This window comes from Affinibrenneria salicis (genome assembly GCF_008710095.1).
Map to the genome: position 1 here is coordinate 72,595 of NZ_VYKJ01000013.1, position 14,978 is coordinate 87,572.

General features: G+C 57.6%; 10 protein-coding genes. 2 read left to right on the forward strand and 8 right to left on the reverse strand.

Annotated elements, in window-relative coordinates:
- Positions 1 to 16: 16 nt before the first annotated feature.
- The gene (locus FJU30_RS20815) at positions 17 to 1,132 is read right to left on the reverse strand and encodes a hypothetical protein (protein WP_150436893.1); all 1,116 of its coding nucleotides are present in this window, start codon (positions 1,130 to 1,132) and stop codon (positions 17 to 19) included.
- A 344-nt stretch (positions 1,133 to 1,476) separates the two neighbouring features.
- On the opposite strand from FJU30_RS20815, the gene FJU30_RS27290 reads away from it, so the two are divergent.
- Positions 1,477 to 1,734, forward strand: a complete 258-nt coding sequence (locus FJU30_RS27290; protein ID WP_150436894.1) for a hypothetical protein — start codon at positions 1,477 to 1,479, stop codon at positions 1,732 to 1,734.
- Between the two features lie 532 nt (positions 1,735 to 2,266).
- Here the strand turns inward: FJU30_RS27290 and dosP are convergent.
- The 6 genes from dosP to FJU30_RS20850 all read right to left on the reverse strand — a co-directional run bounded on the left by dosP (position 2,267) and on the right by FJU30_RS20850 (position 12,869).
- Complete coding sequence (gene dosP / locus FJU30_RS20825) at positions 2,267 to 4,843, reverse strand: oxygen-sensing cyclic-di-GMP phosphodiesterase DosP (RefSeq protein ID WP_150436895.1); 2,577 nt, start codon at positions 4,841 to 4,843, stop codon at positions 2,267 to 2,269.
- 406 nt (positions 4,844 to 5,249) lie between these two features.
- On the reverse strand, positions 5,250 to 5,492 hold the full coding sequence (locus FJU30_RS20830; RefSeq protein ID WP_150436896.1) for a hypothetical protein: 243 nt from the start codon (positions 5,490 to 5,492) through the stop codon (positions 5,250 to 5,252).
- Positions 5,493 to 5,651: 159 nt separating this feature from the next.
- Positions 5,652 to 7,409 carry an ABC transporter ATP-binding protein gene (locus FJU30_RS20835; RefSeq protein ID WP_150436897.1) on the reverse strand — a complete coding sequence of 586 codons (1,758 nt, stop codon included), beginning with the start codon at positions 7,407 to 7,409 and terminating at the stop codon, positions 5,652 to 5,654.
- Positions 7,409 to 9,232, reverse strand: a complete 1,824-nt coding sequence (locus FJU30_RS20840) for an ABC transporter ATP-binding protein (protein ID WP_150436898.1) — start codon at positions 9,230 to 9,232, stop codon at positions 7,409 to 7,411. Before FJU30_RS20840 ends, FJU30_RS20835 begins: the two co-directional genes overlap by 1 nt.
- 302 nt (positions 9,233 to 9,534) lie before the next feature.
- Positions 9,535 to 10,755 carry an MFS transporter gene (locus FJU30_RS20845; protein WP_150436899.1) on the reverse strand — a complete coding sequence of 407 codons (1,221 nt, stop codon included), beginning with the start codon at positions 10,753 to 10,755 and terminating at the stop codon, positions 9,535 to 9,537.
- A 17-nt stretch (positions 10,756 to 10,772) separates the two neighbouring features.
- Entirely contained in the window at positions 10,773 to 12,869 is a 2,097-nt protein-coding gene (locus FJU30_RS20850) for a TonB-dependent receptor (protein ID WP_150436900.1), read from the reverse strand.
- Positions 12,870 to 13,275: 406 nt separating this feature from the next.
- Between FJU30_RS20850 and FJU30_RS20855 the strand changes: the two genes are divergently transcribed.
- The gene (locus FJU30_RS20855; protein WP_150436901.1) at positions 13,276 to 14,169 is read left to right on the forward strand and encodes a helix-turn-helix transcriptional regulator; all 894 of its coding nucleotides are present in this window, start codon (positions 13,276 to 13,278) and stop codon (positions 14,167 to 14,169) included.
- Here FJU30_RS20855 and FJU30_RS20860 read toward each other — a convergent pair.
- Positions 14,105 to 14,899, reverse strand: a complete 795-nt coding sequence (locus FJU30_RS20860; protein ID WP_150436902.1) for a 4'-phosphopantetheinyl transferase family protein — start codon at positions 14,897 to 14,899, stop codon at positions 14,105 to 14,107. The two genes, FJU30_RS20855 and FJU30_RS20860, sit on opposite strands and share 65 nt — an antisense overlap.
- Positions 14,900 to 14,978 lie beyond the last annotated feature (79 nt).

Consider the following 14,978-nt stretch of genomic DNA (forward strand, 5'->3'; position numbering starts at 1 on the left):
CTTATTATTCCGTTGATTAGCTATTTTCCGCGGCGCGATGAAATTCAAAGGCGACCCATACGCTGTCGCTGTCGGCGTAGTATTGGTGCGGTGGATAGTGGAAGCAGGGGTTGTCCATACTGGCGTTTTTCGCGATATCCGATTCGCCTTTCCATGCGTCGTAATCTTTGACCAGCGGCATCGGCAGATGGGTGTTGCCGGGCGCCAGCCTAAACTCCTCGTACATTTCCGGAAAGGCCTTGCCGGTATCGAAGGGCGAGAACATGCCGCCTTCGGGCTGGATAGCGCGTTTACCGGCGACGGCCGCGCGCGCTTTGGCCATGTCGGTGAATTTTTGCATACGGCCGAAGCCGATCAACTGGGTATGCACCTCAAGGAAGTTCGTGCCGTGCGCCGCGTGGATCCCGGCGTCCGAACCGGCCGGCAGCCACCACAGATTGACGTAAATCTCATAGGGCAACGTCTTACTGTTCGCCGGCGCCGGCAGACCGGTTAACCGCCAGGGATTTACCTGGATGGCATGGTCCAGATGCAACTGATTGGAGATCCACAGCGGCAGATCGGGCGTGTCGGCGGGGAAGGCGTATTTGGCCCATTTGGTGTCATTGGAAAATATATCCGCCTCGATATTGCGGGTATTGCGCACCTGAATCAGCGATATCAGTCCATTCGATGAGGCGTCGGCAGTGGCGATCACCGCTCCGACCCTGACGATCACGCTTTGCAGCGACGGCACCGTGCGGCGCAATGGGGAGTCATTCTGCAGATCATTGTTCACGCCGGCGGTAGCGGAGACGAACACCGGCTGCGCGCCCAGATTGGTGAGAATGACATCGACATTGTCCTGTTGCGCAAACAGGCTGGCCGTATCGAATTCGTGCAGGTTGCTGACCATGACGCCGTGCACTAGTCCGCCGTTGAACGGATATTCCGATACGATGTTTTCTCCCGGCGCCGGGCGTACGGTAAAAATACCGGGCGCCGCCGGGTTCGCTTCCGGCGCGTGGGCGTTGTTCGCCGCGCCGCAGGGCGTTGCGATCACGCCTGGCGGGCATCGGGTCGGCGCGGCCTTATTGCCGCCGTCGCTGGCCATTGTTTTCTGTGCGCCCACCAGCGCTACGGTGCTCGCCACGCAGCCGCCATACAGAATAAATTTTCGCCGGGAAAGCGAATCCGGCGCGTCCGTTTTTTCCTCTAAAGGGAGAACACCCGCCTTTGTTTTTTTTACGTGCATTTTCATATTAGCCTCTAATTATTTATGAGTTTAACGATTTTTTAAAAATTTTGTCCGTGGAGACGGCCTCACCGAATTTTTCGCAGCACGTTATTGTTTTATTTCCCGCTCGGTTTATCGACCGGTCGAATTAATCCGTCGGTTGGTTTTTTATAAGGAATCCGGCGCCGCATAAATTAAATGATGCGACAAAACAGATCGCGGCGATTTAATGTCGCGGCAACCGTAAGGATGCAAGTTATTTGCTGGCTAACTATTTAATTCCAAAATTAACCGGGTCAGGGGGGATTGACCCGCCAGGCATAATAACCCTGTGGACTACTGCTGGCTGGCTTACGGTATTGGTTCGTTCGCTGGAAAATAGACGGATTATTAACCATGGTTTGTTTTATCGGCTTTTCCGCACCAAAACACCGCAGCGCTTTCAGGATCAGACCATCCTCACGCTGCTTTATACCCGTCATACTTCAGGTTGCGATTGCGTTGGCTGCGTTCAGTGATTCGGTCGGTCGCTGAGCCTTATCCTGCGCGGCAGCGCTTGCGCTGTGCCAGTCGGCTTCGGATCGATTTGTCGCGCTCTTGCCGTCTTTCTGCAACTCGAATTATTTAGGGTATTGCCATGTTATACCCGCCGGGTTGCAGTCGGGAAATTTACCGCGGTGCTGCAACCCGAAATCTGTTGGATATTGCGTTATAGGGGTGAAACTCTCTGTTCCTGATAAATCGTTGCGGTGTAATGGAAAAGCGGACATGCGCCTTCTCCACATAATATTTGTTTTAGTTATAGATGGTCTCACGGATAATATCCAGTGTACCAGGTTAATAAATGAATGATCGCTCCATTTTTTTTACCGCTGGACGGTATTTTGTCTGATTCTGATGACCTTTGTTATTCTTTGATTCGCGTTCGGTAATGTGTTTGAAAACATAATGCACGTTAGCTTTAAATTAATGGTGCAGACGTTAACATTTATTTAAAAATATATACTGTCAAATAATTCGACGAGTAGCCTGAAAATTCATGGCGTGCGATTATGGCATTTTTTGCGTACTTTTTGACTTGTCCCCGCTATTGCGCAGCCAGTCGGGAACGTCCTGCGGCGGCAGCGGCCGGGAGAACAAATAGCCCTGCACCACCGGGCAAGCCAGTTCATTCAGGAGCTGGCATTGTTCGCCGGTTTCCACGCCTTCGGCCACGACGGTGAGTGACAGGCTGCGGCCAATTCCGATGACCGCCAGCACCAGCGCGCGCAGGCGGTTATCCTGCAGGCAGTTACCAATGAAACTGCGGTCGATCTTGACCTCGGTTACCGGCAGGCTGGCCAGTCTGGAGAGGCTGGAGAAACCGGTGCCGAAGTCATCGATGGATAAGCCGATGCCCAGCGCGCGAATCCGCTGCAGCATATCCAGCGTGTCCTGCGTTAACTCCATCACCATGCTTTCGGTAATCTCAAGGGTCAGGCATTGGCCCGGCAGCGCATACTCAAGCAGCAATCCGGCGATGAACGACGTCAGATCGCGGCGGCGGAAATTAACCGGCGACAGGTTGACCGAGACGGTCGGCACCGAAATTCCCCCGGCGCGCCACGCCGCCATCTGACGGCAGGCTTCACGCAGCGCCCAGCGGCCGATCGCTTCGATCTCGCCGATTTCTTCGGCCAGGCCGATGAATTTCCCGGGCGGCACGTCGCCGAATATGTCGTCCTGCCAGCGCGCCAGCGCTTCCACACCGTACAGCGCGCCGGTGCGCGGGCATACCTGCGGCTGATAATAAAGATGCAAGTCGCCATGGGCGATGGCTTGCCGCAATGCTGCGCCGAGCAGCAAACGATCGCGCGCGATCAGGTTCATTTCAGGGCTGAAAAACTGATACGCGCCGCTGCCCGCCGATCTGACCTGGTACATCGCACTTCTGGCGTTGGCGAGTAATGCGTCCCGGTCGGCGTCGTCATACTGATAGTGGCTGATGCCCACGCTGGCCGATAGGCTGAAGCGATGCTTATCCACGCTGATGGGTTGTCGCACTACACGCTGAATTTCGTCGGCCATCAGATAAGCGTGCGCGACATTGCAGTTCTGCGCCACGATAATAAACTGTCTGCTTTCGACATGGCTAAGGAAGTGCTCCGGTTTTAGCCAGTCCTGCAGTCGGTTGGCCAGCGTGACGATGACCTGGTCGCCGGCCGTATGCCCCAGCGTGCTATTGATATCCCTGAATCGATCCAGATCGATGCAAAAGAAGCCAATTGGTTGCCCGTTGGCGCAATTCAGCAGTTCGTCGATATGATTATGCAGGGAATGCAGATTTGGCAGACCGGTTAGCGGATTGAATCTTATCATCCGGGCTATCTGCCGCTGGTTTTCCTCGCGTTCGACGGCCAGCGTACACAAATGCACGCTGGCATCGGCGATACGTTCGAGGTAAACATTTGGCGCGCCGCCCTGACGGAAGTAAAAGGCAAAGGTCGCCGCCACGCTGCCGTCCCGACGCTTAACCGGATAGGTCCAGCAGGCGCAAAAACCGTGAGGCAGCATCTGGTGCCGATAGGGCGCCCAGAGCGGATCGGTGGCAATGTCATACACCATCACCGGTTCGCCGCGATGGGCCGCCGTTCCGCATCCCGCCACGCCTTCGCCGATCTCGACGCCTTCCCAGTCGGGGCCGTATGATGCGTGGAAACTCGGCGCCGCCCAGGGGCGCAGCTTGCGATCCACGACCTCGCAGACCGAAACCAGTACGCCCGGCGCGATCGATTCGATGCGCCGGCACAGAAAGTTGCCCAGCTCGCCGAACGACAGACTGCTGGTCAGCGCCTGCAGCACGTCGCGCTCCAGATCCCGGATTTGCCGCTCCTCGGTGACATCGGATAACGCCACGACCAGATTTCGGACGTTATTCGTCTCTGTTTTGTCGAAAACAGGATTGACCGAGAAGCGCACCCACAGATCGCGGCCGTCTTTCGCCACCGCCCGTATTTCGTCGCTGAAGCCCTGCCCGGCGCGCGCTTTACCCCGCAGCCGGATGCGCGCGGCGGCGTCTGTTTTCGGGCTAAGCAGCAGATTGGCGGCAGATTTGCCGATCGCTTCGCCGGCCTGATAGCCGAACAGCGTGCTAAACGCCCGATTGATTTGTACGATGCGCCGCGCGGGGTCAAGGACGAACACCACGCGATCGGTATGGTTGATGGCGAGCAGCAGCAGCCGGGTCTCTTCGCGTCGGGCGACTTCGTCCGAGATATCGCGCGCCATGGCCATGTAATGGATGCGTCCGGCTACATTGATTTTGGACAGTGAAAAGATCGCCCAGATCGACTGGCCGTCCTTACGCTCCATCAGTATTTCACGACTCATGCCGGCTACGCGGGCCTGGCCGCCCAGACGGTTTTTGCTGGTGTAGTCGCCGTGAATCTTGCGTAATGCGCGCGGCAGCAGCGGGTTCATGTGTCGGCCCAGTATTTCGCCGCGCGAGTAACCCCATAGTCGTTCCGCAGCCTCGTTGAAAAACAGAACGCGATCGTTTTCGTCAATCAGCACGACGGCCACAATCGTCTGTTCCAGCGCGGGCAGCAGAAAGTGGTGGACATCAGAAACCAGGCTTCCTTTTTGCATTACATCTCCTCTGTTGCGCCGTCGGCGCACGTCTCGTTCCTGATTTCCCTGGCGTGACGGGCATCATCGCTACCACGCCGCTATGGCGCGAACGTGCGTCAGCTAAAATGATCGCCGTACCGTAATGCTCGCGGCGCGCCGGGATCTGTCGTCTGGCCGTTCCCCGTGAAATTAACATTAATGTGCGGCTTTGGGGACTGGTTTAGAGAAAAATTAAAGAATCTGACGGCGTGGCGCCCTGCGTTGACGATGGCGCGTCACATATTGCAGGCCGGAAAGGACGGTTCGTGTTATCTCTCTGATTGTTATTTGTCGATGAGTTTCTTAAAAGAGAGGTTAATTTAATCAAAAGGAGGTTTTTCCCTGCTTGTTTCTTTATTTTGTTTTAAATGGCATGAATTTATTTTTAATTAATTGTTTTATAATGAATTGTTTTTATGGTTGATTTCTTAAAGTTAAACGTGCGCACCTGGCCGTTAGACGTCGAGAAACGCGGTTCGGCCGGCTCGCTGACATACGCACCGGGCCGAACGAGGGTGAATATATTCCCTTCATACTGCAAGCCGCAGGCGCGTTGGGTTTGTTGCTCGCCCTTGCCGGGCCGCCGCCAGCGGCGTTTAACACCGCCGGCGGCGGATTTGCCGCTCACTCCGGCCACTTACTGCGGTAAGCCGTCGGAGATTAATGAGAGGCATACAGCCTCTCGCGAAGGTCAGCCGTTGGCTGAACCAATTCGTTGCCGACGAATTGGTCGCTGCGTCGCCGCCTGCCTGCAACGCGAATTAAGCGGGGCGGCTGTCGGGCCGTTTTACCGGGATGTGTTCAATTGCCAGCATTGCGCCTGTTGTTGTTGCTTCCACAAACGCGCATACAGGCCGTCTTGCGCCAGTAGCGTCTGATGGTCGCCCTGTTCCATCAGTTTCCCCTGGTTAAGGACCAGAATGGTGTCCGCATAGCGAATATTTTTAAGCCGATGGGCAATCACCACAACGGTGCGACCGCGCGCCAGCTCCGTTATCGCGCGCTGAATCTCGGCTTCTGCCGACGGATCGACGCTGGCGGTCGCTTCGTCCAGTAACAGTATCGGCGCATTTTTCAGCAGCGCCCTGGCAATGGAAATTCGCTGGCGTTCCCCGCCGGACAGCGAGGCGCCCCCTTCACTCAGCAGGGTGTCGTACCCCTGGGGAAGCGCCTCAATGAACGTATGGGCCTGGGCGCGCCGCGCGGCCTCTATCGCCTCTGCCCGACTGGCTTCCGGTCTGCCGATGCGCAGGTTATCCAGTACGGAGCCGGAGAACAGCAGCACATCCTGAAAGACCATCGCTACGTGCTGGTGAACCTGCCCGGTTCCGAGGTCGCGCAGGTCGACGCCGCCCAGACGGATATGGCCGCGTTGTACATCCCACAGGCGGGCGATCAGATGGACCAGCGTGCTTTTACCTGCGCCGCTCGGGCCGACTATCGCGGTGACGCGGCGAGCCGGCAGGGTACAGGATATGTCGCTGAGCGTCTGCGGCCCGCTGTCGCCGTTGTCATACGCGAAGCCGACGTGGTCGAATACGATATTTTCTCCCTGCGGCGTCAGCGGGCGTGCCGGTTCGGGCAATGCCTTTTCCGCCAGCAGAGACTCAATCCGACTCAACGAACGGCGCGCGAAGCGCAGCATCAGGGTTGACAGACCGACGTCGAAGAGCTGACGGTATACCGGCAGGGCCAGGATCAGGAACAGGATCAGAACGTCCGGCGACAGGGTGCCGTCCGTTAGCCACCAGACGCCGGCCAGCAGCAGACTGATGTATCCCATTTCCAGCATAAATCCATAACCGGCCAGCCAGGGCGCGGGTTTAGATTCAACGGCGAGCGTGGCGTCATGATGTTCGGTCAGAATCGACTCCAGGCGCTTCCAGGCCTGGCCAAAGCGTCCGAAGCTGCGGATGACCGCAATGCCCTGCACGTATTCCAGCAGAGCGGACTGCGCCGCGACGCCGGAAGCGATCATGCGGTCGCCCGGGCGGGCCGCCATGCGCTGGCTTAAGCTCAGCATCAGCAGCGCCAGCGGGATCCCGGCGCAGGTCAGCAGCGCCAGATGCCAGTCCAGCCACAGCAGGAACAGCATAAGAAATATCGGCATGGCCAGGCCGGACACGAACACCCCTAAGAAATGCGACCAGAGGTGTTCGATCAACTCCAGATCCGAGGTCAGCCGCGCGGCCAGATCGCCCCCGCGTTGACGATTAAACCACCCCATCGGCAACCGGCCCAGATGGTCGGCGATACGCAGCCGCGCTTCGCCCATCATAGCGTAGGCGCCGCCGAATATCAGCGGCATACCGCAGTAGCCGGCGCCGATACGCAGCGCCACGCTGACAAGCATCGCCAGACCATAGCCGACGGATTGCGCCGGCGTATCGACGCCCGTGAGAGCGCTGTGCAGCAGGCCGTAGAGCGCGATATAGAACAGCGCGGAAAAAAATCCCTCGGCCACGCACCACGCCAGTCCGCGCATCAATCGCGGGTCGCGGGTTCCCGATAATCTGAAGCCGGATTGTACCAATTCACGAATCATTATTTTTCCTCCCCGTCGGCGGACGTGCGGTCTGCCGTTTCACCGAGCGACCACCCCTCCGACTGGATATAATCTTTCCACAGCCGCTGGTATGCCGGACAGGCCGCCAGCAGCGCATCATGGGTCCCCTGGCCCGCCACCCGGCCCTGTTCCAACACCACGATATTGTCGGCGTGCATAATGGTGCTCAGACGGTGGGCTATCATTAATACCGTTCTGCCCGCGCACAATTGATTCAACGCCTGCTGGATCAGCCTTTCGTTTTCCGCGTCGATACTGGCCGTGACCTCATCAAGCAGCAGAATCGGCGCGTCTTTAAGCAGCGCGCGGGCGATGGACAGGCGCTGGCGCTCGCCGCCGGACAGGCTGGCGCCCCGTTCGCCCAGTATCGTGTCGTAACCCTGCGGCAACGCGCAGATAAAATCATGCGCCTGAGCGGCTCGCGCCGCAGCCTCGATTTCCGCGTCGCTGGCCCCCGGACGGGCCAATGCCAGGTTGTCGCGCACGCTGCCGTGCAGCAGGAATACCTCCTGAAAAACGATGCCCAGACGGGCCTGCAGGGCATCCAGCGGCCATTGGCGGATGTCCATGCCGCCGATCGTCAGCGCGCCGGATTCAAATTCATAAAGACGCGCCACCAATTTAACCAGCGTACTTTTGCCCGAACCGCTGACGCCGACCAGCGCGGTCAACTGACCGGCCCGGGCCTGAAAACTGACGTCGTTCAGCGCCAGTTGCGTATCGTAACGTTGATACAAATGGGTAAATTCGATATTGAGCGCGCCGTCGGGGACGGGCGTGTCAGCCTGCTCCGGCAAGGGGGGAATGGCGAGGATGCCGTTGATCCGTTCCAGCGCCGCCATACGCTGCATCTGTTCGCCCATGGCGAACGTCAGCCGCAACAGCGGGGATAATACCGCCGGCGCCACCAGCAGAAACATCACAAAAGTCGGGCGATCCAGCGCGCCGCGCGCCAACAGCCAGGCGCCGAGCGGCGCGACGATCATCAGGTTGACGGATAGCAGCGTGGTAAACAACGCCCAGCCGCCGGTGCTGTTTTTGGCGTAGGTCTGAACCCAGTCGACGGCGCCGTGGATGGCGTCGGCGAGATCGCCAAACGAGCGCGCGGTCAGACCGAAACTCTTGATAACGTGCACCCCGCGGATATATTCGCCGACCTGATCGGCGATCCGCTTTTGCAGATCGTTCCATGCGCCGATCTGCCGGCGTGACCGGCGCATCATCCACCACTGAGCCAGCATCGCCAGCGGAAGCGGGATCAGCGCGGCCAGCGTCAGCGGCCAGTTGGCGGAGAACAGCAGTATCAAGGCGACTATCGGTATCGCCGCCGCCGCCGCCGCGTCCGGCAGCATATGAGCAAAGAAGCCTTCGAGGCTATTAACGTCGTCATTCAGTACGCGCCGCAGGCTGCCCGTCCCGCGCCGGGCGAAGAAGGAGAGCGGAATTTCCCCCAGCCGCTTCGCCATGCCGATTTTCAATCGGTACTGGATATTAAAGGCGCCGATATGGGCCAGAATATGGCTGATAGCCATAAATGCCCAGCGTAACGCCAGCAGCGCCACCGCCCAGCCCATCAGCCGCCAGACCGTCGCCATATCCGGTTGGGGAGAGAAAAGCTGCACGGTAATGAGATAGATGAGCCAGAATGGCGCGACGCTCAGCGCAGCCGACGCAATGGCGGTAATAATGGCGCCGCCGAGCGAGCCGGGGGCTAAAGTGATTAATTGCCAGAATCCTTTGGGCGTTAAACTGGCTGGATGATCGGCGCTCTGATTTGCGCTATTTTTTGTTTGTCTGTGCATAACTGTCGTTAATTCTCCCTTTGGTTGAGCGATCGGCACGACGGATTATCCAAACGGTCGAGTCAGAGCGGGGGTGTTCAGGACCGACAAGGTAAACGACAATCCGGGCTGCGGTCGTACTGTCTGTTTGGCTTTTCCGCTTGCGCGCGCGGGAGGGCTCAGTGAACCGATATTTCGCGGCGGGGCGCGTTGACATTCCGCGCCGATTAAGCCGCGCGCCGCCGGAGCTTCGTCTGCGGGCGGGAAGTTGTCTATTTGCCGTCTTCCCGCGCGCTGAATTGATCAAATGACGGCGCGCGCCGTCATGACGTCTTGCCGGTTTGCAGCGTCAGACGACGCAGACACAGGGTAATGATGATAAGCACGCATGCGCCTGACAGCCAGATGAGCGCAAACGCATGAGCGTAGCCCAACATCTGCCCCAGTCCGCCGATAAGGCCGGCGGCAACGGCATTAGCCAGATTCTCGCTGCATTGCATGGCGGTAAAATCCGTCCCGGGATGGGCCGGGGATGACCAGTTCATGAATAACGCCCAGATAGCCACGAACATGGCGCCTTCAAATACGGCCTGCGCGCACAAGGCCAGATAACACCACCAGAGCGCGCTCGCGCCAGCGGTTTCCAGACTCCAGGCCATACCGAGCATCAACGTCGCCATCAGGTAGCTGATGATGACCGCCCGGCGGTTGCCCAGACGACGAACCAGCGGAACGCCGATGAGAATGGCGCCCGCCGAGGTCGCCAGCATCATAGCGATCTGCAGATGTCCGATGGCATCGATGCCCATGCCCCGATCTACCATCCAGGGCTGCAGCAAGGTATTCACGGCCGTACCGGGAAACTTAAATAACAGCGCGATGCCAATCGCCCAGCCTAGATCCCGGTGATGCAACAGATCGCGCAACCGCACTTTGACTCGCCCTGCGGTGGACTGAAGCGCGACGGCGGATTGCCACGGTTTATCCAGCAAGAGTACGCCGCCGATAACGGCCATCAGAGCCGCCAGCAATGCCATGGTAAAGTGCCATCCGACATGGCTATGGACAATCAACAGCCCGCCGCCGCCCAGCAACATGCCGAAAATAAAGCCGGCAATCTGAATCGCATTCGCCGCGCCGGCCGTTTTACCCTGCATACGCAAAACGGCCCAGGCGTTGGTGGCGATATCCTGTGTCGCGCAGATAACGTTGAGCAGAATAATGCCGCTCAGGGCACCTGCTAAATGGCTGGCGAGCGGCAGCGGAATAACGGCGATGCAGGTTAATACGGCCAGCGTTTGGGCAAAAAAAATCACTCTGGCGTGCCCCCAGCGTAAACAGGCGTTGTCGACCGGCCCGGCCCACAAGAACTTAAACGCCCACGGCAGGAAAGCGAGTCCGGTTAGTCCAACTTCAGTCACGCTATACCCGGCGTTGCGTATCAGCGAGCCGAGCGCATAAAAGGCGAATCCGGTCGGCAATCCCTGGGCGATGTACATCATGGCAAGGGCGCGGTATGCACTTTTTCGCAAAGTGGTGTTCATCAGTTCGTGTTCTCCGCTCAAAAGTCATAGGCCAGTTGAAGACCAAATGTACGCGGAGGCCCGGCGACGACCAGATCGCCGCTGCTGATAGAACGAGTCAGATATTTCGTATCGGTCAGGTTTTTACCGAAGACGCCGATGGTCCAGTCTTTGTGACGCCACGAGACGTTGGCATCCACCAGCGTATAGCCATCGTCTTTTAGGTAGCTGGTGGGCAGGTAGACAGAGCTAATATGGCTGACGGAAATGCCGCTCTCCCAGTTTTCCGTCGGCATCCATCTCGCGCCCAGACTATAAGTGACTTTGGGCGCCGCCATGAATTGCATGCCGGCGTAATTGGTGCCGCCGCTGGTGTATTCATCGTAGACGGTTTTGACATACCCTACGGAGCCGCGCAGTTCCAGTTGAGAGAACGGTCGAAATGACGTTTCCAGTTCAGCGCCCTGTGCGTGCGATCGTCCTGCATTGGCCGTCATGTGCGCGCCGCCCAGCCCTTCCAGCACGACCTGCTGGTTGCGGATACGGCTGTAGAAGGCGACGGCGCCAAAGCCCCACAAATTTTGCGCGTCTTTAACGCGATAGCCGAGCTCCGCATAATTTGCATATTCCGGTTTATAGGCGGCTTCGGCCGTCGAGGCCGAGGTCGCATAAACATTGAATCCCGAAGGCTTGTAACCGCGCGCCAGTTTGAGCCAGGTGAATTGTTGCTCATCCGGCCGATACTCCAGCGTGATTTGCGGCAGCCAGACATTATCAATCACTTTTTTGTTCAGGCTCTGAACATAGCCGTTCTGATCGCTGCTCCATTCCAGTTTGCGGCTGTCGCGGCTCATTCGCAGCCCGGCGGCCAGGCGCCAGTCCGGCGCGAAGTGCCAGCCGGCCTCACCGAATGCGGCGGTGGTGAGTCCATCAACCTGAGAGGTGGTCGCACTGCGGAAGTAGGGCGTGTAATCATAGAGATAAGGGCGATCCAGATCGGTGATGGCGACATGCAGTCCGGCCATCCAGTCGAACGGGCTGTCATCCGAAGCCGTTCTCTCAATACGGGTGTCGGCGTTGTAACCTTTGGTTTTCATATCGTAGCCATTGGTGGCGCCAAAGAGCGATACGGGCGTCCAGTAGTTCCATTCTATGGCGCTGGCCCCCAGTGAGGCTTTGATGGCGGTATTTTCATCCAGCGGACGCAGGTATTCGCCGCTGAACAAGGTGTATTTAATATTATTGATTCCCGAATCGCTTTCGGTTGTTTCATGCCGCCTGGCGAGCGCCTGAGAGGAGAACAGATCCGAGCCGCCTTTACGATCCATATGATGCAAAGCGAAGCGCCATTCGCCGCCCTCCGTATCATAATGCAGCAGTTTCAGGCGGGCGAAACTGCTGCGCCAGCCGGCGGTATCGTCACGACCGAGCCGGGTATTATCGATATAGCCGTTTGCCAGTTCCCGACCGGCCGTGATACGCAGCGCGGTCGAATCGTAAACGTCGTTCAGGGTGGACAGCGGCACGTTCAGGCTGGTCATCAGACGGCGGCGGTTCCCGCTGCCATACTCGGTCTGCACCGAACCGCCGAATCTAAATTCAGGGTCGCGGCTGCGCATTACCAGCATTCCGCCGGTACTGTTTTCCCCATAAAGCAAATTTTCCGGCCCGCGCTGCACTTCAATCTGTTCGAGGTCATAAAGTCCGCCGACCATCGACGTCAGCGGGAGAGGAACGCCGTCAATCTGTGCTTTGACGCTGGCGACGTCCGCCTCTTCATCGTGATGGCCCTGGCCTCTGATAATGATGGTGCCCGGCCCGTTGAGGAAATCGGATAAATAGACATTGGGCAGCCGCTGCGCAACATCGCTCAGGTGCTGGATGCCTTCACGCTCAAGCGTTTTACCCTTGACGGTACTGATGGCCGCCGGCGTGCTAAAGGTCGCCGTCTCCTGCGGCTCGTTGGCGGTGACAACGATATCGGTGGATGAGTTGGCGTTGTTTGCCGTGTTTTTATCGGTCCTGGTGTGAGACTTTGATTCATCGGCCATTACCGTACCGGCAAGGGCTGAAAGCAGTATGCCAACGCTGAGCGGCATTGGCCGCAGCGAAAAATGCAGTCCGTTTTGCATCATAAAAAGCACCCTTAATTTTATGTAACAAATTGAGATGACACTCCATGATGGTGATCGCCCCTATCTCCTGCTACTCGATTCGGTACGATTTCACCCCGAAAAGGATAAATTTATCGGGTGCGCATCTCCGGCGTTCGCGGCTGATGGCGGCAAAGGGCGGCCGGGAAGGGGCGCTGACTGGTCTCGGCAATCAGCCATGAATGCCGCAGGCGATTGGTTTTCGTTGAAAATGAGAATTGTTTGCAATAGCATGTTTGGATTAAGTCTTGTTACGCACTGTTAGCGCCTGGGTATGAGGGCCGGCTGCGGCAGCCTGATCTCGTTGACCCGCCTCATGCGACAGAAATGGATGTGAGTTCGGGGCCGGAAGTCAGCGCCCGGCATGGTGAAACATAGAGGGAACGGTATGCAAGAGTTAACGTCGACAGAGTTTTTTACTTATCCTGGTTTTCCCTGTCCGCCGGGAATGCGTGTAAAAACGCTGGAAATACGGCCTGGCATGGAGATATCCCTCGTTAGCTGTTACGCCGCGCAGGTGCTGTCGGCGGTGACCGAGGGAGAAGGGCGCAGCGCCCGGATCCATTTTAACTGTCAGCTTAGCGGCCAGACGCGGGTTTCCTGTCAAAACCAAAATCTGGAACTGGCGCGCGGCAGGACGCTGACGTCATTTATACCGGATGCGCGTTTCCACCTGCAATGCAGCGCCGACTGGCAAAACATTGAGCTGAGAGTCCATCCGCCGCTGCTGGCGGAACTGGCGGGCAGTGAGTATGGCGACCTGCGTGATTACCGGCGGGCGGAAGATGGCCTGCTTTGCCAGGCCTGCAGCCAGCGAATTATGGATTCCGCTGAGCGGCTCAGCCATTTGATGATGAAGGATCCCCCTTCCGTTTTACTGGTGCATTCGACCGCGCTGGAATTTCTGGCGTGGCATTTAGCGGCCGCGCAGTCTGCCCTGACGCGCGATGAGATTATCTGTCCGCGCGAGCGCCGCCGGCTCTGGGAAGCGCGGGAACTGCTGCTCAGCGATCTGAGCAAACCGCCGACGATTGAACAACTGGCGCGGGAAACCGGGTTAAATCAGTTGAAAATTAAGCGCGGCTTTAAGCAATTGTTCGGTATCAGCACCTATGCGCTGTTTCAGCGCAAACGCATGGAGCATGCGCACAGTCTGTTGCAGCATCACAGCGTGACGGAAACGGCCACCATGATGGGCTACAGTAACCTGTCCCATTTCAGCGCCGCCTTTCGCAAACAATTTGGTGTGCTGCCAAAGGACGCCCGACGGTTTTGTCGATGATGTGCGTGAAAGGTTGACTGATTCGCACCAGCCTTAATCGTCGCCAGGCGGACTCGGCGGCGACAGAGATAGCGGTGCCGCATGCCAGCTTGAAATGGCATGCATACCAGCGATATATTCCTGCCAGACACTGGTAGCCTGTAGGTCCCGCGTTTTGCGTATAGAGGGTGGTGAAATCGAGCGTCAAGCCTTTCCCGCAGCATTTACTTGCGGCTTCCTTTAATGTCCATATCCGCAAAAAAGACGTCATATCGTATGAACAGCACTCATCTGGATGGCGTAGCATGCCCCACGGCAACTCAATACCATTATGAGGCGTCGACTGCACATCCACGCCAATTTCACGGTTGGCGCAAAGCGCGACGGCAATCCATTTCCCGCTATGAGACAGGTTGAAAAACATTGCGTTGTCTCTGAGTTTCGGTTTGCGGCGGCTATCGGTACAGAACGCCAGTTCCTGTGGTGGAATGCTCATGATTTGTCCGATCGCCACCCGTTTTATGGCGTGACAGGTCAGAAAACGCTGGCGATCTTCCAGAAAACGGAACTGCTCACAACGTTGTCTTTCGTGACGGCTGAGCAAAGCCGTCGGCAACACCGCCGATAGGCTAATCGGGGCGAATATCACCATCACATCCTCAGCCGCTAATGGTTTGATAGCGGACAAAGGCTGAGCGCGAAACGGCGACGATTTGACCGTAAAATAGGGTTTCAGATCGGTTAAACGCAATATTTTCTTCCTCGTTGTTGTCAGCGTGTTCTCCCAGTTTATTGATACCGAAGCCGGATGAAATACTCCGCAGGCCTGT